The organism is Neobacillus niacini, assembly GCF_030817595.1.
GTDB lineage: Bacteria > Bacillota > Bacilli > Bacillales > Cytobacillaceae > Neobacillus > Neobacillus niacini_G.
In genome coordinates, this window is record NZ_JAUSZN010000001.1 from 1,314,578 (window position 1) to 1,332,247 (window position 17,670).

The 17,670-nt window shown below is 34.6% G+C and carries 21 protein-coding genes; 9 read left to right on the forward strand and 12 right to left on the reverse strand.

What is annotated here, in order from left to right:
• Positions 1 to 231: 231 nt before the first annotated feature.
• Positions 232 to 705 (forward strand): hypothetical protein, encoded by a 474-nt coding sequence (locus tag QFZ31_RS06625; RefSeq protein WP_307301857.1) that lies wholly within the window; start codon positions 232 to 234, stop codon positions 703 to 705.
• A gap of 188 nt (positions 706 to 893) precedes the next feature.
• Here QFZ31_RS06625 and QFZ31_RS06630 read toward each other — a convergent pair whose 3' ends face one another.
• Together QFZ31_RS06630 and QFZ31_RS06635 are read right to left on the reverse strand one after the other, a co-directional pair.
• Complete coding sequence (locus QFZ31_RS06630) at positions 894 to 1,358, reverse strand: GNAT family N-acetyltransferase (RefSeq protein ID WP_307301859.1); 465 nt, start codon at positions 1,356 to 1,358, stop codon at positions 894 to 896.
• A gap of 211 nt (positions 1,359 to 1,569) precedes the next feature.
• Positions 1,570 to 2,283, reverse strand: coding sequence for an MBL fold metallo-hydrolase (locus tag QFZ31_RS06635; RefSeq protein WP_307301861.1), 714 nt, complete (start codon positions 2,281 to 2,283; stop codon positions 1,570 to 1,572).
• Between the two features lie 461 nt (positions 2,284 to 2,744).
• Between QFZ31_RS06635 and QFZ31_RS06640 the strand changes: the two genes are divergently transcribed.
• Positions 2,745 to 2,912: a hypothetical protein gene (locus tag QFZ31_RS06640; protein ID WP_307301863.1), complete on the forward strand. Its 168-nt coding sequence runs from the start codon at positions 2,745 to 2,747 to the stop codon at positions 2,910 to 2,912.
• A gap of 267 nt (positions 2,913 to 3,179) precedes the next feature.
• Here the strand turns inward: QFZ31_RS06640 and QFZ31_RS06645 are convergent, their stop codons facing one another.
• Together QFZ31_RS06645 and QFZ31_RS06650 are read right to left on the reverse strand one after the other, a co-directional pair.
• Complete coding sequence (locus QFZ31_RS06645) at positions 3,180 to 3,452, reverse strand: DUF2277 domain-containing protein (protein WP_307301865.1); 273 nt, start codon at positions 3,450 to 3,452, stop codon at positions 3,180 to 3,182.
• A gap of 249 nt (positions 3,453 to 3,701) precedes the next feature.
• Positions 3,702 to 3,896: a hypothetical protein gene (locus QFZ31_RS06650; protein WP_307301867.1), complete on the reverse strand. Its 195-nt coding sequence runs from the start codon at positions 3,894 to 3,896 to the stop codon at positions 3,702 to 3,704.
• Positions 3,897 to 5,272: 1,376 nt separating this feature from the next.
• On the opposite strand from QFZ31_RS06650, the gene QFZ31_RS06655 reads away from it, so the two are divergent.
• Positions 5,273 to 6,453 (forward strand): IS3 family transposase gene (locus QFZ31_RS06655; RefSeq protein WP_307299975.1). Its coding sequence is split into 2 segments (ribosomal slippage): positions 5,273 to 5,561 and positions 5,561 to 6,453, totalling 1,182 coding nucleotides; the frame shifts between segments, so codons are not numbered across the junction.
• Between the two features lie 60 nt (positions 6,454 to 6,513).
• Here QFZ31_RS06655 and QFZ31_RS06660 read toward each other — a convergent pair.
• Positions 6,514 to 7,386, reverse strand: a complete 873-nt coding sequence (locus QFZ31_RS06660) for an SDR family oxidoreductase (RefSeq protein WP_307301869.1) — start codon at positions 7,384 to 7,386, stop codon at positions 6,514 to 6,516.
• Positions 7,387 to 7,592: 206 nt separating this feature from the next.
• Here QFZ31_RS06660 and QFZ31_RS06665 point away from each other — a divergent pair, with 206 nt between their 5' ends.
• Positions 7,593 to 8,027, forward strand: a complete 435-nt coding sequence (locus QFZ31_RS06665) for an Rrf2 family transcriptional regulator (protein ID WP_307301871.1) — start codon at positions 7,593 to 7,595, stop codon at positions 8,025 to 8,027.
• Positions 8,028 to 8,151: 124 nt separating this feature from the next.
• On the opposite strand, the gene QFZ31_RS06670 is transcribed toward QFZ31_RS06665, so the two are convergent.
• On the reverse strand, positions 8,152 to 8,415 hold the full coding sequence (locus QFZ31_RS06670; protein ID WP_307301873.1) for a hypothetical protein: 264 nt from the start codon (positions 8,413 to 8,415) through the stop codon (positions 8,152 to 8,154).
• Between the two features lie 278 nt (positions 8,416 to 8,693).
• On the opposite strand from QFZ31_RS06670, the gene QFZ31_RS06675 reads away from it, so the two are divergent.
• A complete protein-coding gene (locus tag QFZ31_RS06675; protein ID WP_179595991.1) occupies positions 8,694 to 9,164 on the forward strand; it encodes a DinB family protein in 471 nt (156 codons plus the stop codon).
• A gap of 535 nt (positions 9,165 to 9,699) precedes the next feature.
• Here the strand turns inward: QFZ31_RS06675 and QFZ31_RS06680 are convergent.
• Positions 9,700 to 10,185: a CBO0543 family protein gene (locus QFZ31_RS06680; RefSeq protein WP_307301876.1), complete on the reverse strand. Its 486-nt coding sequence runs from the start codon at positions 10,183 to 10,185 to the stop codon at positions 9,700 to 9,702.
• 272 nt (positions 10,186 to 10,457) lie between these two features.
• Positions 10,458 to 10,718 (reverse strand): CBO0543 family protein, encoded by a 261-nt coding sequence (locus QFZ31_RS33795; RefSeq protein WP_373459831.1) that lies wholly within the window; start codon positions 10,716 to 10,718, stop codon positions 10,458 to 10,460.
• Between the two features lie 490 nt (positions 10,719 to 11,208).
• Here QFZ31_RS33795 and QFZ31_RS06685 point away from each other — a divergent pair, with 490 nt between their 5' ends.
• Positions 11,209 to 12,213 (forward strand): DUF3231 family protein, encoded by a 1,005-nt coding sequence (locus QFZ31_RS06685; RefSeq protein ID WP_373459905.1) that lies wholly within the window; start codon positions 11,209 to 11,211, stop codon positions 12,211 to 12,213.
• 157 nt (positions 12,214 to 12,370) lie between these two features.
• On the opposite strand, the gene QFZ31_RS06690 is transcribed toward QFZ31_RS06685, so the two are convergent.
• From QFZ31_RS06690 to QFZ31_RS06705, 4 genes are all read right to left on the reverse strand, one after another.
• On the reverse strand, positions 12,371 to 12,790 hold the full coding sequence (locus tag QFZ31_RS06690; protein ID WP_307301880.1) for a hypothetical protein: 420 nt from the start codon (positions 12,788 to 12,790) through the stop codon (positions 12,371 to 12,373).
• 213 nt (positions 12,791 to 13,003) lie between these two features.
• Positions 13,004 to 13,387: a MarR family transcriptional regulator gene (locus QFZ31_RS06695; RefSeq protein WP_307301882.1), complete on the reverse strand. Its 384-nt coding sequence runs from the start codon at positions 13,385 to 13,387 to the stop codon at positions 13,004 to 13,006.
• 237 nt (positions 13,388 to 13,624) lie between these two features.
• The gene (locus tag QFZ31_RS06700; RefSeq protein ID WP_307301884.1) at positions 13,625 to 14,143 is read right to left on the reverse strand and encodes a YfiT family bacillithiol transferase; all 519 of its coding nucleotides are present in this window, start codon (positions 14,141 to 14,143) and stop codon (positions 13,625 to 13,627) included.
• 197 nt (positions 14,144 to 14,340) lie between these two features.
• Entirely contained in the window at positions 14,341 to 14,811 is a 471-nt protein-coding gene (locus QFZ31_RS06705) for a DUF523 domain-containing protein (RefSeq protein ID WP_307301886.1), read from the reverse strand.
• A gap of 254 nt (positions 14,812 to 15,065) precedes the next feature.
• Between QFZ31_RS06705 and QFZ31_RS06710 the strand changes: the two genes are divergently transcribed.
• From QFZ31_RS06710 to QFZ31_RS06720, 3 genes are all read left to right on the forward strand, one after another.
• Positions 15,066 to 15,188, forward strand: coding sequence for a TetR family transcriptional regulator (locus QFZ31_RS06710; RefSeq protein ID WP_307301888.1), 123 nt, complete (start codon positions 15,066 to 15,068; stop codon positions 15,186 to 15,188).
• A gap of 503 nt (positions 15,189 to 15,691) precedes the next feature.
• Positions 15,692 to 16,138, forward strand: coding sequence for a PaaI family thioesterase (locus QFZ31_RS06715; protein WP_307301890.1), 447 nt, complete (start codon positions 15,692 to 15,694; stop codon positions 16,136 to 16,138).
• Positions 16,139 to 16,265: 127 nt separating this feature from the next.
• Positions 16,266 to 17,636 (forward strand): MFS transporter, encoded by a 1,371-nt coding sequence (locus tag QFZ31_RS06720; protein WP_307301892.1) that lies wholly within the window; start codon positions 16,266 to 16,268, stop codon positions 17,634 to 17,636.
• Positions 17,637 to 17,670: the final 34 nt, after the last annotated feature.

The window sequence follows — 17,670 nt, forward strand, 5'->3', positions numbered from 1 at the left end:
TGAAACACTTCACAATTTTAAGAAAAGGTAGTAGTTACCACATCAAAATTCCTTTCATAAATAAAGAAATATTTATTATTGTCTATTTGAACTAGCTCTTCAGCACAAAGAAAATTAGCTTCCTAGATAGATCCTTTTTATCCATCAGATTCTGCTCCTTCCCTACTACATACGAAGGAAATGACTGGTTAAACTAAAGAAGACAAAGTAAATAGAAGGGGGGAAAAAGCTGTGATACGGAAATTTATGGCCTTTTTCCTATTTGCCTGCCTTCTTTTCGCCGGCGGTATTCAGACAGACGGCCAACCGCCTTCCGACCCTGTCCAGATGGGAATGGAAGAAGGATATTATGAAGGAATCCGTTCGGGGCTTGAAGACCGGCATAATTTCAGGATCTCCCGTGCTTGGCAGCAGATGCCGCGCTCCCAGCTGAGCTTAGACAACAAGAAGGAGATAGCTCGGCCCCTCATAAAAATAGGACTTCTCCGGCAGGTGTACCTCTTTTTTTCCTCTGGGGAGAAATTCTACGCCTACCTTCATGCCCATCCGGAAATGAATGCGGTACAGGCGGCCCAGCGAATACTCGGGCAGAGGTTTGTGAGGGCGTACGAAAAAAGCTTCCAGAAAGGTTATGAGAAATCACTCACTGCTCCACCCGAAAAGGCGGCAAGCTACGCGGCCTTATTGAAGGCGAAAAAAAGATAAGGGGGAAAACAAAAAGGGCAACCTCAAGGATGCCCTTTAACCTGCTCTGTTAGTTGCACTAAAAAACGAAGGCCAAAGGAACCTGTGAACACCTTCTTCAAGTATTCTGCACCGATAGCTCCATAACAAAACTAGACCGCCGCAGCGATCCCATCTAAACCTCTTGCCCCGTTAGTTGAATAAGCTAACTAATTCAATTTCATTTTTAACCCTTCGTGTGTTGATTTAAAACCTAATCGCTCATAAAAACGTAATGCATCGACTCTTTGTTTATCAGTAGTAAGTTGAATTAAATGACAACCACGTTCGTTTGCACGTTGAATTGCCCATTTTATCAGTTCGGTTCCTACTCCCTTGCCACGGACAGATGAGCTTGTTCGGACCCCTTCAATAGTAGCTCTCCAACCACCTTGGTGTGTAATATACGGAGTAAATGTTATTTGTTGTACACCAATCACTTCATTACCTTGATAAGCTACTACCAACTCGTTATTAGGGTCAGAAGTGATAGCATGAAATGCTTTTGTGTAACTTTCTGGAAGTGGTTGTTCATAACGCTCACGCTTCCTTCCTAATTCATCATCCGCAAGCATTTCAACAATTCTAACCAAATCTTGTTCAGTAGCAATTCTAAACTTGATTTCTTTTTCCAATAAAATTCCCTCCTTGATGAACGAACAGTTTATAACTAAATACTACCTCATTAAACACTCTAAGTTGATAGTTATTTCTTTATGAAATATCATAAGTATTTCTTATGTATTTTAATGGATTATATGTACTCTTCTTTTACTATTCTGCTTCGTTAGTACGATAAGAAAAGCTGCCTCATTGACAGCTTTGATGTTCAACTCTTGCACCCAGTTAGACTAATAAGTCTCTAATTTGTTTTTTATCCTTAATTTTACATAACCCCCCGTGGTAACAAATCACTTTTTCAATATCAAGGTCTAAAAATTTCTCAAGAGAGTCAATTGCAGTTTTCAAATCCAATGTCGTTTGTGGTATGGGTTTCCGTAAAACACCATCTACTACTACCATAGCATCACCTGCAACAAGAGTTTTGCTTTGCTTTAAATAGAGACTAATATGACCAGGAGTGTGCCCTGGTGTAAAAATAATTTGAATACCACCACAATATGAAAGTTCTTCACCGTCTTCTAATGTTTTATCTACCTTTGATTTCGGAGGATTCTTATATAAAAATTGTATTTGTTCTGGTAATGATGACCATTGTTCTTTACTCATTCGATTCGGGTCTGTTTTAATAAGAGGTATCGTTCCCTCAATATATGGTTTGTCGAAAATATGTGCATACACATCTATATGGTTATTGGATTGGTTTAGTATTTCTGGGAGGGAACCTATGTGGTCTAAATCCTGATGAGTTATAATTACGGCTTTCAATTTATCAAAGGAGACTCCGACTTCACTCATTGCAAGGTGTATTTGTTCCATTTGTCCTGGCATACCAGTATCAACTAAAACAGCCATTTCATCATCCCATATCAATGTTGGGTTTAATCCGAAACCTTGAATATTTAATTCTAAGATTGCCAATCCTTTATCGATTCTCATTTAATCTCCCCCAAATTATAAGTAAGTTTTTTCTGAGAAATTACTCAGGATTAATTTACCATCAAGAGAGGATATTTTCAACACATAAATTTATAATTATATCACAAATAAAATTATTTGTCAATATTTATTTTCTGAAAATTTCACCATTACATTTACATTTAGTTAATGTCTTATTGTGCTAAACTGCTTCTTTAGTTCAATAAGAAAAAGCCACCGAAATGGCAGCTGGTTCTTAAAGGGAAGCATCCAGTAGTTGAACAAGATGTACAAAATATCCTCGTATTACGGCATTGGTGTTCTTCATCTTACAGGTATAATTTCAATATCGTACTCCCATTCCCATTGCATAATTTTCTCCACCTGTTTAATATCTTTATCTTAATTTTTGTGGCTAAATTTACTTTGTAATTTTCAACCAGAGCTATATAATTAAGGTATTAAAAGAGAGGAGAATATAAATGAAACATGTTGCTCTCCATCAATGGCATAAAGAACATACTAAACGAATAGCAGATTTTCATAAGCACCACGATATGAAAATACAACGTGGTGAAAATGGAAACGGTTTGTTGGCTAAATGGGAAACATTTTTTTATTACAATGTCATCTCCCCTCTTAAAAAATAAAATACTTATTAATTGAACTGTCTTCATAGTACAGTTCATTTTTTTCGCAATATGAGTCAAAAATCGCATTAAACGTTTTTTCTTCTTCAACTAAACTGCTTTATTAGTAGAATAAAAAGGCTGCCGCAGCAGCCTTTCCTCCTCAACTCAAGCACGTGTAGTTTTACAAACTAATTCTGAATAAGCTGTCGAAACAGCTTATCTTATTGATTTAAGCACTGGTTAAAGGACCTATCCTTCAAACACTTTTTTCTATTTTTTAGTCCTCTAATTTGTTCCATACCTTTTAGCTGCTCTAGTACGAGCACGCTCAGCTTCGACCTCACGATTCCGTGGCTCGGTACTCGTTACCAGTGTGTTTAATAGTTCTCTAGAAACCATTGCAATCTCATTGACTGCACGAATAAACGCCTCCTCATTCGCCTTTGAGGGCTGGTTATAACCCGTTATCTTTCTGACGTACTGAAGAGATGCTGCATGAATCTCTTCTTCGGTAGCTGGTGGGTCGAAATTAAATAATGTTCGAATGTTTCGGCACATAACTTACTCTATCTCCTTTTTGTTTTCATTATTGTTGGTTTTGAAAAAAGATTGATTAAATTTAAGGAATATAAAAATTCATCTTTTCGAACAAAAATTGATCAAAAAAATGGCTCTTTTCTATTTTTAGAATTACCATTGATGGAAAATTCCACTTCATATCTAACACCTACTTTTAAATAAATGCTAAGGTATTATTCTCCATGTTTTTAACAATACCTTCTTTATCTGCCCCGTTACTTCAATAAGCTATCCTATCTTTTTCTTTAATAAATCAATAATGTAAAATAATTGGGTTATTATAAATGACCCCAATAAAACAACAATTGTTCCCACAAGAATCCCAATTTCACTAAATATATCTCCAATTAATAACAGTGTTGTAATAGTTAGGACCACAGTTACCAAAATCGCAAGGAAAAAAATACTAACGTAACGTGCCATTTGTTTCCCCCTAAACCATTATTAACTAAAGATATTCTATAGAAGTATATGTATTCCTTGTAAAACTAACTGCCCCGTAAGGTGGATATGATTTGTATCTTACGAGCGATCTTCATTAGTTATGATTACTTTATCGTCAAAATAAAAAGAGCCCAAAAAGGACTCTAAAAGTTAAAATCATCATCAGTCAATTAAATCAAAGTTTTCATTTTTAGGGGTATATTCATTGTTGTAATAATATTTGAAGCGCACTTTCATTTTTTCCCTTAACCAATGATTAATTAAATTCCGTATTTTCCAGTCGATTTCCCCTAAATCTAATGCAGCCTTGTTATACTGTATATCAGAGTCACCATGTCTTGATAATATACCGGCTCCTTGTTCCGAATTAACGTAATGGGTAAAGTCCCCCAATAAAAAGTAATCGATATATGTTCTTAGCCCCTCAGGAATATTACCTTGAAATTCTCTTTTATATATTTTTTCTTATTTTGGTATTCCTAAATCAAACATAATGTTTTCATATATTTTATACGTATTAATTAAAAAATAAAGTACATCTAATGTCGAGAGAACAAGAGACAATAGCGTATTTCTGACCAACTTGTCTTCTTTTGCTAGAATCAAACTGTCTCTTATATAACTTTGCTCAGCCCTTTCTTTAACCACAAGTTCTGTGTTGAAAGGATTGACTAGTTCTTCATACTCGGCAATTTGAAGATCATTTTTTCTGTAAGATTATGTTAGATTTCGTTATTAAAGTAAAGCACCTGTTTGTTTAAGTACATTACTTCACATTTTCTTCTTTGCGTTTTTTCGGTTTTCTTTCGGTTTTCTCATTAGTACCAATAATGCTATAACAAAACAAATCATTAGAATTATATTTAAGCTCCAACCGAAACTATCAATATACTGCATTACCCTTCCTCCTCAGATATGTTTTGTTCACTTTAGCATGATTAATGTGCTAGTTGGTTGATTTCTACAAAAGAAGATAAAACGTTACAATTTTTTCTATCAAGATCCGGTGGCTGGAATTCCCATAATAAAACACCACCCTTCCCCTATAACAAAATGTAGAGAAAGGACGGTGCTTGGCTTTCATTATTTATTTTCGTCAAGGTAAGTTAAAGTAGCAACACCAATGTTTTAGCTGCAATTAGCATTCCTTATTGAAGGAATGCACCCATTAGTTTACGTATATTTTTTCACAATCTGATAATTATTTCTCATGTTTAATTTCCTTTTTCGGATTATAACTAATAATTCATCAAAAAAAAACCGACTTAATGATATTATCCCCTTTAAGTAGACAGTGTAAAAAAACCACAATAGTTATTGTCGGTGGTACACTTATACTTGGAGGGGATTTTTCAATGGCTAAAAAGGGACAAGAATTTAAGAGTTATACTGATGAATTTAAGATACAAGCAGTTATGAAGTATATCAATGGAAATAAAAGTTATGCGGTTTTAGCTGAAGAACTTGGCATTAAAAATTGTACTCAACTTAAAGTTTGGGTTAGGAAGTGGAAAGATGGGGAACAGTTTGATACAAGAGTTGGAGCTACTAATCCATTCAAAGGTAGGCCACGAACCATATTTAAATCCGTCGAAGAAGAAAGAGATTATTTGAAAGCGCAGGTGGATTATTTAAAAAAGCAGTATCCAAATCTGGTAAAGGAGGAGAGGAAATCACTCAACAAATCAAATATGAGATCATTGATGAATTAAAAGATACCCATCGTATTACCTGGTTGTTAGAGATCGCTTATGTTAAGCCAGCTAGTTACTATAAGTGGAGGGCTACTCAGAAAGATAGAGCAGAAAGAGCCAAACAAGATCAGGATATAAGAGAACACATGATGGGGATTCATTTACTTCATCCTGAATTTGGATACCCTCGTATGACCACTTGGTTAAATGAAAACGATTATTCAATTAATCATAAAAAGGTATACCGTCTTATGAAGGAAATGGAAATTCAAGCTATCATACGCAAAAAGAGGAAACGACATGGACACACACCTTCTGTGATACAACCTAATCGTCTTAATAGAAAATTCGAGGCATTAGCTCCTAATCAAAAGATGGTTACGGATATTACATACGTTTCGGATGGTAAGCAATTTTATTATTTATCGGTCATTCAAGACTTGTTTAATAATGAAGTTGTAGCATGGGAGTTATCAAGAAGAAATGATCTTGAACTTGTCTTAAATACTGTTTCTCAATGGACAAGCAAAAAAGACGTAGCTGAAGCCGTTGTACATTCAGATCAAGGCTTTCAGTATACGTCTAAGCTATACAACAAACGACTAGAAGAATACGGCGTAAAGGGCAGCCACTCTCGCAAAGGAAACTGCCTGGATAACGCCTGCATCGAATCCTTCTTTTCGCACCTTAAAACAGAGAAGTTGTATATAGAACAGTGTAAAACAGAAGATGAGATTAGACAAGCAATCGAAGATTACATCTACCACTATAATTACAAACGTTTTCAGAAGAAACTAAACCAACGCGCGCCAGTTGAATACCGACACGCGTTAGTCGCATAGTTTTTTTAAGCTGTCTACTTGACAGGGGTAAGACCATAATGTCGGTTTTCAAATTGATTTTTATTTTGTTTGTGAAATTGCATTAACAAGTTGGGTCAGTAATTCGTTGATTGGAGCAACTGGACGACCAAGAATTTTCTTAAAATCATTGCTTTCAACTTCTAGTGAACCGTTCCGAATGCCTTCTTGAATTCGTACTACTATCGGAATCACAAAATCAGGTAAACCTAAGCCTTTCATGATCTCTGCATATTTTTCGTAACTAACTTGTTGTACAGGTACTTCTTTACCCAATACATTACCAAGAGCAGATACCAATTCTTCTTGAGTTAAAAGTGGACCAGAAAGTTCATATACTGTATTTTCGTGACCACTTCCAACAAGAACTGCTGCCGCTGCATCTGCGTAATCTTGTTGCAGTGCCCAGCCTACCTTACCTTCTCCGGCAGATGTTACCCAAGGAGCTCCTGCCATAGCTCCTTGAATGCTTCCAATTTCATTTTCCAAATACCAATTGTTACGCAAGAAAGAATATGGGATACCTGTCTTAATGATGGCTGCTTCTGTCGCAACATGAGGAGGAGCCATTATATTTTTGCTTTCTGTTGCGTTTGCTAAACTTGTGTAAACAATAAATTTTACCCCTGCATGATCAGCTGCTTGGACAGCATTAGTATGTTGACGAATTCTCGTTTCATTGTCACCATCCGCAGATATAATTAATAAGCGGTCAATCCCTTTAAAAGCATTTTCTAATGTTTCCGGATGATCAAAATCTCCATGACGAACTTCTACCCCTCGACTACGAAGTCCTTCAGTTTTCTCTGGGTTTCTAACACTTACTGCCAACTCTCTTGCAGGTATAGATTTCAATAATGATTCTACAACCTTTGAACCTAATTTCCCTGTTGCTCCTGTAACTAATATTTTCATTTTGTCTTCCTCCAATTCAGATTTACCTGTAACAATATCGATTACATGTAATAATTTTAATTACATGTAATCTATTTGTCAACATGTATGCAAAATGCTATTTATTATTTCTTTCGTAATTTGGTATAATAAACTTGTAATCAAATTAATTACATGATGAAGAAATAAAATCAATAACGGAAAAGTTACTAGGGGTGGTGAAGAACATGTCCATTAGCAGCCGATTTTCTGTCGGAATTCATATATTGACTCTAATTGAATTTAATAAAGAAGGAGTAACATCTTCTGAATTTTTAGCTTCAAGTGTTAACACGAACCCAGCCGTGATAAGAAAACTAATGGGAATGTTAAAAAAAGCTGGTTTGATAGAGGTACATCCAGGTATTGCAGGGGCTAAACTCGCAAAGGAATTATCTGATATTACACTGTTCGATGTTTATAAGGCAGTGAATGTTGTACAGGAGAAAGAATTGTTTAGTATACATGAAAGTCCACATCCTGATTGTCCCGTAGGCAGAAACATCCAGAATACAATTGAACCTTTATTCACAGCAGCTCAATTGTCAATGGAAAAGGTATTAAGAAATGTTACTTTAGAAGATGTTGTGAAGGATATTGCTACTAAAGAAAATATCTGTTAAAAGAGGCTTTCCCATAAGGTATCTGACTCCCTATGGGAGAGCCTCTACTCTGTTCTTCAACTAAGCTGCTTCGTTAGTTCAAAACCAAAAAGGCTGTCGTAACAACCGCTCCTTAAGTTGAATACTATCCCAATAGATTGGAGAGATAGTATATAAAAACATAAAGTCCCAACGAACCCATACTAAAAGTTATTACTGTAATTGATAAATAAGGGTTGTAGCCCTTTTGTTTTCTAGTACGCATTAAATAATAAATAGATAATACCAAACTAAATATAAATGTACCGAGCCATAAATTATTTAATAATGAAGCGCCAAAGAAAGCAAGAAAACTTACTAAGTAGGAAATATTGATCAAAAGCAAAAATATTAAAATAACTTTTCCCAAAATGTATCCCCCTCCTTCCTCTTTCATATCCAAATTTTAACATAAAGTTCTTCCTTCTTGAAGTTAATTGCCACTTTAGCTCTACAAGAAAAAAGATCGCCGCAGCGATCACTTCTTTAACTCTTGCTACGGTTAGCTTAAGTACACTTCTTCACAATATTTCGAAATGCCACATAATTGTATCTGTGAAATAAATTATCTAAATATTTATCCTTTTTTATTTGCACGAACGTTCATTCGTGTATAATTAAGATATTCTAATAAAAGGAGGAATTTTGATGAATTCTATTGATTTAATTATTTTAAACTTTAATGAAATAAGGAGAAGAAGCATTAAAGTCTGGACATCTATTCCTGATGATAAACTCCATTGGAAGCCAGATGGTGAGGCAATGAATTGCCTGGAAATGGTTAGACATGTACTAGAAAGTGAACATTACTATCACTTAGCAATTAAAAATAGAGGGAGTTTGTCCGTTTTCAATTCTCCTTTCGAAAATCGTCCATTTACCTCAGTAAATGCCGAATTGGAATATGCAGAACCTTATAGAAAAGCGTTCATAGATACAATCAAGTCATTTTCTGAAGAAGACTTAGAAAATATAAAGATTGACCGCTCTGATTCAGGTTACATAAGAGATTTAGGCGACATGTTATTACGTGTTGGCTATCATGAATCTATTCATACGGGTCAGTTATTGGATTATTTAAGAACAGCAGGTGTTCCAAGAGTCCGTATCTGGGATTAATCCACTCCGATGGTGCTAACACAATAGTGATGCACCTTTTTTATTTCACAGATTAGTTCTGAATCACTGTTCATGTTTGCCCCATTTCTTGTTTTGAATCTTCAGTCGGATAAGCTCTCGAGTAATAACTATATCTACATTAGTCGCAATTTGGTTCAAATATAACTTAAAGGGAGATTATTTTTCCCCTTCTTTCTTAAACTATCCTGCACGTTACTTCAAGAAGAAAGTGCGTTCCTTCGCTATCGAAGCATCGCACCCTATAGTTTAAGTACATAATTTCACAAACTTAATTTTCATAAAAAAGGGTGCAGTAACACCCCTTAACAAATCGGAAGATGATTCAAAAAAATTGGTAAAGCAATGTATAATCGATACTTCGAAAAATGCTACATATATTGCTTTATTCTTTTTCTGCCGTAAAAATGATCTAAAATATCTACACGATTTTGATTAGCCGGTTACCTGATCTATGCAACGCTCCAAGAATTGCTTGTATCTTATTTTTCATTTTAATTCTTAATAAAAAACTCTATTATTCGGTTACTTTTTCATTTCCCTTTAATTTATCCAATATTTTTAGTAATCCAACAAAACTTCTAATTGTAAATAATGTAAAATTCACACTACCAAAAGTATGGAATGGTGTCCATTTTTTCCATTTAAATAACCCTGTATTCTTTTCCATGTACCATTGACCAATACTCATGGGTACACTAAATATTAAACTTTTCAATAGTATTTTCCAAAATTTATCGTTGTAAGTTATCTTAACCCAGATAACACTTAAAATTGGAAAAAATAATATGTCATAAATAATATTCGTTTTAAAAATTTTTGGAAAAGGACGAACTGGATATTCAACTCTTTTTGTTCCAACCACATAAGCATCAATAAGAGTAGCTATTACTCCTTTTGAGAAAAAAATTACGAGATTTTCTCTCATTTTTGATCCTTTAAATAAAAATGGCAAAGAAATAACACATAAAGATGTAAGTAAATTTAACAGTTTTTTCTCCATAATAAACATCCTTCCAAAGGAATTAGGATTGACTATATTAAAATTTCCTATTCTAATAAATATTATCCTTTGAAATATTCAATAAATTTTCTGCAAGTGATTATTGAAAATGGGTTAATTATTAAAAAATGCCAATCGAAACCCCATTCTTTCTTCAACTGTCCTGCTCGTTGGCTCAATAATCTCAACAAAAAAGAGCGTTAATTTCTTTGTGGATCAAAGCACCCGGTTGTTCAACAAGTGACTCTGGAAAAGTTTTTTTATTCTATTCGTCATTCTTTCAGCTTCTTTATAAAATAATAATTCCACAATAAGCTGAGGTACAATAAGGGATGCACTAAAGCTGAATATATTAAATTCCAACCATTATAGTAAAAATGATCTGTATGAACTGCTCTCGATTCATATAAAACAGCCATACCAGAACACAAAATTATATAGAAACTCTTTCTCAAAAATGTTTGATGAAAGGGATAAAAATTAAGAAAGATTATATTCACAACTGGAAAGATTCCAAAAGTAACTCCTAACATCTCCCAGTTTTACAAATTGGGGATCAAAGTATCCATATAATCCATATTTTACATCCAAGAATATATCAAATAATAAGTGTAATCCTATTGCAAATAAGGATGTTACATACATTTCTACGTTCAAAAGTCTCTTTGGCATAAAGTAAACAATCATATTAAATATTTAATAGTCAGGATCATAAGTAACATAGTACGCTTCCGTCCTTCTACATACTTAATTGATATTATGTTTTCCATAAACATCTATAGTATTTATGAAAAGCTAAATTGTTTAAAGACTCTGATGTAAGTCCTCTCCTTCTGCCATGTTAGTTCAACAAGCCGCAGCGATCTCTCTCCTTAACTCTTGCTACCGGTTACTTTAAGTACAATCCTTCACAAATAAGCATTTATTACTTCCCATTTGGAAATTGATTATAAAGCAAAACCTATTTTTATTAAAATCATTTATTATGGGTAAAAATAAGCAAATAAAAATAGGGGAGGTAGAATCATGACTTCGGGTAAAGTTCCAATCACATCATCAGAATTAGCAAATTTATGGATGGCTTTTCAAGAAAAAACAATGATCATTAGAATATTGGAGCATTTTATAGAACATGCAGATAATCATGCAAAACAATTATTACAAACTCATTATGACAGTGCTTCTAAAGCAATTGATATCATTACAGAAATTTTCCAGCAAGAAGGTGCAGTAGTACCTGCTGGTTTTACTGAAAATGATGTACATAAAGGAGCTCCCAAGTTGTTTGATTTCCTGTACGATATCATGTATTTACATATGATGACTAAAGTGGAAATGAGTCTATTTTCTCTTTTTTGTGGTATGTCCTATAGGAAAGATATTAATGAATTTTTTATCAATTTGACAGCAGAGTCCCAAGCGATTAACAACCAAACAACTCAATTCCTTTTAGAAAAAGGGGTTTTGGTTCGCCCAGCTTTTGTATCAATGCCTAAAGAGGTGCATTTTGTAAAGGATAATAATTATAGGAGTTCTTTTAATTGGTTCGGTGAAACGAGATCTCTAAATACCATTGAAGTTTCTCTTATTCATCATGCCATTGAAACAAACCTTGTAGGGATGCAATTAATGATCGGATTTGCTCAAGTTGCTAAAAATAAAGAGGTGCAAAACTATCTTGTCAAAGGAATGAAATTATCAAAAAAGATCGAAATCGATTTAGGTGAATTTTTGAGACAAAGTTTTATTGAACCCCCAGCTACTCATGCGGGTAAAGCAACTGATTCAAAAATTGCACCATTTTCCGATAAATTGATGATGTACAACACAGGTTTGTTAACTTCATTTGGGCTCGGAAGTAATGCATTAGGAGGTGCATTTAGTTTACGTAATGACTTGCCAGCAAAAATGGCTCTTCTTGCAAAAGATATTTTCACTTTTGCTCAAGATGGAGGAAAGATTATGATCGAAAATGGCTGGATGGAAGAACCTCCGCAAATTGAGGATCGAAATAAACTAACTAAATAGTCTTTTATAGAAAAGAAGAGACAAATAAGATGGTATATAAGAATGATGTTTTTCGTTTCTTTTTTAAACTTATTCGCCTTTTTTTAACATTGTTATGGAAAGAGGCGATTTTTTTTTTGTTAAATTTCATAAATTTCTTATTTAACTAAACTGCCCGTTAGTGAAAAAAGCGACTGCTACTTTTGAACAATCTCCCCATTAATACAATCTCTATTGTCCTAATCGTCTCTTTTGTCTTTATCTGGCGGTTTAATAAATACATTTTCACCTGTTCAAACCCTTCTGGTTGCCAGTTTTCTTCATCGTATTTTTCTTTTTCAAAAATGTTTCGTAAAAAGGCAATTGCCTGTTCCCAAGATGGGAAAACCTGAAATGAATAAGGTGGTTGACCGATATCATTCCAAACTGCCCAACTTTTATTTGGCAGCTCCGTTGCATTCCATTGGGCATCTTCTGGAATTCGGAAAACAAAAAACGTGTTTTCAGTTGCCGACTTCCAATCTGGAAACCCCATTTTCGAAGCAAATTCATTATATTTTTTAAAGAATAAAGTCCTGAATATTTTGATTAAAAACATATGAACCTCCTCTCTTTTTTTAAAAATTATCACTGCACCTTGTTGAACTAAACTGCCCCTGTTAGCACAAGAAACGATTATCCTTGTTGAACAATCGCACCCGGTACAATGTTTCACATTTTTTTTGGAATAAGGAATAAGATAACGAGTCCTAATTAAAGCTAGATTATTTTTTCTCTTAAATTCTCTAAAAAAATCCTTCTGAAACTGATATTAAAATAAACTAGACTTTGTGTTGTTTAATTTATTTTTAAACTCTTCCAGTACCTTTTTTCTTTCCTGATAACTTTCATCATCTCCTTCTTCCCATAGAGCAAGATCTGCACCTTTTTCAATTAGCTGGATCGCCTTTTTTTTAACCGAAGAGGTTAAGGCCCTATGCCTCATTTGAAGACCTGCAAGAGAAATGAACAGAATTGATTCATCTGCCAGTTTATCTTCTTCATCATCGTAATCGGAAAATTCTTCCTGCCACGATTTAATAATAATTTTTGTAGCTTTTCTTGGACTTACCCCTTCATCCATCAGTTCATTCCATTCATCTTGAATATCGCAAGATAAATCATCTTCCCATAAGTCAGTACCCCAAGCTCCCATCCTTTTTCCTCCATTCTTAATGATTCTACAGTTCTATGCTGTCTTTTTAAACAAAGTCAGAATCTCGTCTTCCTTTGATTATATTTTAAAACAATTTGCTTGGAAATCTCTATTCCTATTTAGAACACATCTTTAATTAACCCTCAGTTAGTAGAATAAAAAAAGAGCTGCCGCAGCAGCCAAATATTGTTTAACTCAAGCACCCGTTAGTTTAAGTGTAATCTTTCACAAATTCCTTTACCACCCCTTGCGATTACATAAAGAAGTAATATGTGCAAGATGATGTCGACCGTGCCAAGCGTAGATTCCTATATTTTTACCTACTGAAACTTCACCTGAATCTGGGTGAATAAATGTCTTTTCCATATCAGCAGGACTTAGACTTCTCAAAAGGTTTGTCCAGCGTTTGTGCAAGGCTTCAAGCAGTGATAGTGAAATATCAATTGGTAATTTATAATCACAAAGTTCCGCCCATTTCGTTTCGTTGTATGGCTTAATTACAGGTTTTTCTTCCGTAAGAGCCAATTTAAAGCGAACATAGGCATTCATATGACTATCCGCAAGGTGATGTATTACTTGGCTAACGGTCCACCCTCCTAAACGATAAGGTTTATCAAGCTGTTCATTATCTAAGTTCTCCACAGCATCTCGTAATAATCTTGGTAAATCTTCAATTTCATTTATCCAATCTTTTGTAACACTGTCAGTAATCTCACCATCGAATTGAAATTTTCCAATTGGATATTTTATATCCATTTATATTCCTCCTATAAAATCCCGTGTAATTTTTTGACTAACTAATTGAATTTTCTAAAGTATGTAATTCGACATCATTTTCATTAAATCCTTTACACCTATGGGTTATTCACCTAAACTGCCACGTTAACTTATAAGAACTTCAACAATTAAGTGCCTTTATCCTTATTGGATAAAAGCACTTAATTGTTGAATATTTAATATCCTGCCTCCTGAAGTAATTCACTAAGTCCTTCCTCTGAGACCACCCGTATTCCATTCCTTTTAAGTAAGGCGGTTGTGACACCATTACCAGGTATTTTCTTACCCTGAAACTCACCGTTATAAATCATAGAACTTCCACAGGAGGGGCTAAACTCCTTTAGTACGACTGCGGTAGTATGGTACTCTTGAGCTTTTCTCAGAGTAATATAGGCTCCCGTTATATATAAATCAGTAACATCTCTACCTGATTTTTCTATTACCTTGGCTTTACCATCCAAGACATCTTCTCCGTCACCACCTATTATCTCAGCAGGTTCTCGCGGAGTTGAAAAACCCCCAAGTAATTCAGGGCAAACAGTTATTGCCTTTTTCTGATCTATCATTTGACTTATCTTATTGTTTAAACAATGAGTACCGTTATATCTTACCTCTAACCCCGCTAAACAAGAACTTACTAATATCATTTTTATCACCTCAATCTAATTGTACCTCATTTCCTTCTTGTACTAACCTGCACGTTACTTCAAGAAGAAAGTGCGTTCCTTCGCTATCGAAGCATCGCGCCCGTTACTTTAAGTACATTTCTTCACAATTTCTTTGAAAGGAACAAGAAAATATCGATGTTACTGCTGCTCATAACCCCTTACTATTTGAATAGTTGAAATATTCTTTACTGATCATTCTAAAAATGATAAAATTTTTAAAAAAAGGGGGGGAAATGGCTAGACACAAAGAATTTGATGAAGCCGAGGTTTTACGAAAAGCAATGGTGCTTTTTTGGCGAAATGGATATGAAAAAACGTCTATGCAAGATTTAGTAGACTATGCACATACACCGTAGAAGTATTTATGACACATTTGGTGATAAACAGACGTTGTTTCTACGAGCTCTACAACTCTTCGAAGAAATAACCGAAAAAAGTATGGAACAACAAATTAAACCTATTAATTCAGTCCAGTTAGCGATAAGAAGAATATTTGAAATGGTGGTTTTTTCGGATAAGAAAAACCCCCAGGATGTTTAATTGTAAATACATCTGTAGAATTAACCTAACATGACCAAGAAGTTGCTGACAGGATTAGTAAAAGCTTTAGTAAGACAGAATCATTTATATACGAACTACTATTGCAGGGGCAAATAAGTGAAGAAATATCCGATCAACTTGATATAGAAAAATTATCTGAACTTATCCATAATTCACTTTTTGGGGTTAGCCAAAACAACTAAAGATAAAGAGAAACTTCAAAACATCATTGATTCGACTTTAGCGGTATTAGATTAACTTTTTTAGAATGAACGTTCTAGTACAATCTTATTTATTTTTAATATGGAGGGTGAAAAGAATGAATCAGTTAGAGTTTTTGAAGAAAATGGCAAAGGGCGAAATACCAGGTTCGCCGGCTGCAGAGGTAATCGGTTTTCACATAACAGATGTTGAGGAAGGGAAGGTTGTGGTCGAAATGGATGCCACAGAAAGATTACACAATCCGATGGGTACACTACATGGAGGGATTTTATGTGACATATCCGATGCCGCTATGGGCTATGCATTTGTAACTACATTAGCTGAGGACGAACTTTTTACGACGATCGAAATTAAATTAAATTTCCTAAAACCTATTTTTAAATCTAGACTTCGAGCTGAGGGAAAATTAATAAAAAAAGGTTCAACAATCGGATTGCTGGAGTGTCATGTATATGATGAAAAACAAAGTCTTGTGGCACATTCTACAAGTACATGTATGATTTTGAAGGGTCATTCTGCCGGAAAAAGATTGAAAATAGAATAATATAACTAATCTCTTGTTAAAAGAAAGTCCATTCAAAGTAAGGTCCATAAAGTTTTAGCTATCATTTAGCTTGTAGTACGATGTAAAGTTCATTTTTATCAATTTTAATAAGGTAAGGTGGGAACAAATGCCTTCTATTCTAACGGCTCCTTCCAAAATGGAAAGCACGGTGCAATTACAAGAGAATAAACTCATTTTAATATGGAGTGTCACCACTTTGCTTGTTGTAATGAATACAACCATGTTTAATGTTGCATTACCCTTTATACTTAAAGACTTATCCTTAAGCTCATCCTTGGGCTCATGGCTGGTATCAGGTTATTCCATCATGTTTGCCATTTCAACGTTAACTTTTGGTCGCCTATCTGATTTTGTTCCCCTCTCAAGACTTCTACTCCATGGAATTTGCCTATTAGGAATATCATCAGTCATCGGTTTCTTTACAACTAATTTTTTTATCCTATTAGGAGTTAGAATTCTTCAAGCAGCTGGAGCAGGAGCCGTTATGGGATTAAGTATGATCATGGCTGGGCGGTATATCCCTCTATCAAGGCGTGGAAAAGCGATGGCGATTATTGCTTCAGCTGCCTCTTTGGCATTTGGGTTAGGTCCTGTACTAGGGGGAGTGATTACTCAATACTTAGGATGGAATTATCTTTTCGTTGTCACTATTTTTTCTGTCCTGTCTATTCCTTTCTTCCTAAAGTTATTGCCTAATGAGGTGATTAAAAAAGGACATTTCGATTTATTCGGTGCTATTCTTACGGGGCTTAGTGTAACAGGTCTGTTACTTTTTCTATCTACATTTTCGTATGGGATACTATTAGGAACAGTCGTTCTTTTTGCGGTATGGTGGAAATATCTTAATAAGACGGAAGAACCGTTTATTCCGCTAATCCTACTTAGAAATAAGCAATATACAAAGCTCCTTCTTATTAATTGTTTTGCTTTTTTCATTAACTTTTCACTTCTGTTTTTAATGCCTATTATTCTCACAACTGTATTCGGAAAAGAACCAGCAGAGCTAGGACTGATGATTTTTCCAGGTGCCATTATCGCCATGGTTGCTGGCATATATATAGGAAGATTCATTGACCGTTTTGGGAATGCACCCTTAATTATTTTTGGACAGTTATTGTTATTAAGTGCCTCAATCTTATTTGCATGGTTCTCTTCTGCAAATCCCTATTTTATCCTTTTCATTTATATGTTTGCTAGCGTTGGCTTTACGGCAATTTCTTCGAGTATTTCGAACGAGATAACAAGGATCTTACCCATCAATCAAATTGGTTCGGGGATAGGAATCGTCCAATTAATGCAATTTTTCGGTGCGGGTCTCGGAGTGACTATTTCTGGATTACTCATAACCATTCAAGAAGGTTTATCTTTGGAAATGGTTTATCGAAATGTTTTTATTTGCTTCTCGATTATTAACATTATGACTGGTTTCATATACGGCTTCTATCTTCGTAGAGCTAGGTTAAAGGAGCAAAGTTAAATCTTCATCGATTGAATAGAAATAGGACTTCCAT

Coding starts and splice junctions, on each gene's coding strand:
- QFZ31_RS06635 (WP_307301861.1), bottom strand. CDS start 2,283: ATGAGAATCGATAAAGGATTGGCAATCTTAGAATTAAATATTCAAGGT.
- QFZ31_RS06640 (WP_307301863.1), top strand. CDS start 2,745: ATGAAACATGTTGCTCTCCATCAATGGCATAAAGAACATACTAAACGA.
- QFZ31_RS06645 (WP_307301865.1), bottom strand. CDS start 3,452: ATGTGCCGAAACATTCGAACATTATTTAATTTCGACCCACCAGCTACC.
- QFZ31_RS06650 (WP_307301867.1), bottom strand. CDS start 3,896: ATGGCACGTTACGTTAGTATTTTTTTCCTTGCGATTTTGGTAACTGTG.
- QFZ31_RS06660 (WP_307301869.1), bottom strand. CDS start 7,386: ATGAAAATATTAGTTACAGGAGCAACAGGGAAATTAGGTTCAAAGGTT.
- QFZ31_RS06665 (WP_307301871.1), top strand. CDS start 7,593: ATGTCCATTAGCAGCCGATTTTCTGTCGGAATTCATATATTGACTCTA.
- QFZ31_RS06675 (WP_179595991.1), top strand. CDS start 8,694: ATGAATTCTATTGATTTAATTATTTTAAACTTTAATGAAATAAGGAGA.
- QFZ31_RS06680 (WP_307301876.1), bottom strand. CDS start 10,185: ATGGAGAAAAAACTGTTAAATTTACTTACATCTTTATGTGTTATTTCT.
- QFZ31_RS33795 (WP_373459831.1), bottom strand. CDS start 10,718: ATGTTAGGAGTTACTTTTGGAATCTTTCCAGTTGTGAATATAATCTTT.
- QFZ31_RS06690 (WP_307301880.1), bottom strand. CDS start 12,790: ATGTTTTTAATCAAAATATTCAGGACTTTATTCTTTAAAAAATATAAT.
- QFZ31_RS06695 (WP_307301882.1), bottom strand. CDS start 13,387: ATGGGAGCTTGGGGTACTGACTTATGGGAAGATGATTTATCTTGCGAT.
- QFZ31_RS06700 (WP_307301884.1), bottom strand. CDS start 14,143: ATGGATATAAAATATCCAATTGGAAAATTTCAATTCGATGGTGAGATT.
- QFZ31_RS06705 (WP_307301886.1), bottom strand. CDS start 14,811: ATGATATTAGTAAGTTCTTGTTTAGCGGGGTTAGAGGTAAGATATAAC.
- QFZ31_RS06710 (WP_307301888.1), top strand. CDS start 15,066: ATGGCTAGACACAAAGAATTTGATGAAGCCGAGGTTTTACGAAAAGCA.
- QFZ31_RS06715 (WP_307301890.1), top strand. CDS start 15,692: ATGAATCAGTTAGAGTTTTTGAAGAAAATGGCAAAGGGCGAAATACCA.
- QFZ31_RS06720 (WP_307301892.1), top strand. CDS start 16,266: ATGCCTTCTATTCTAACGGCTCCTTCCAAAATGGAAAGCACGGTGCAA.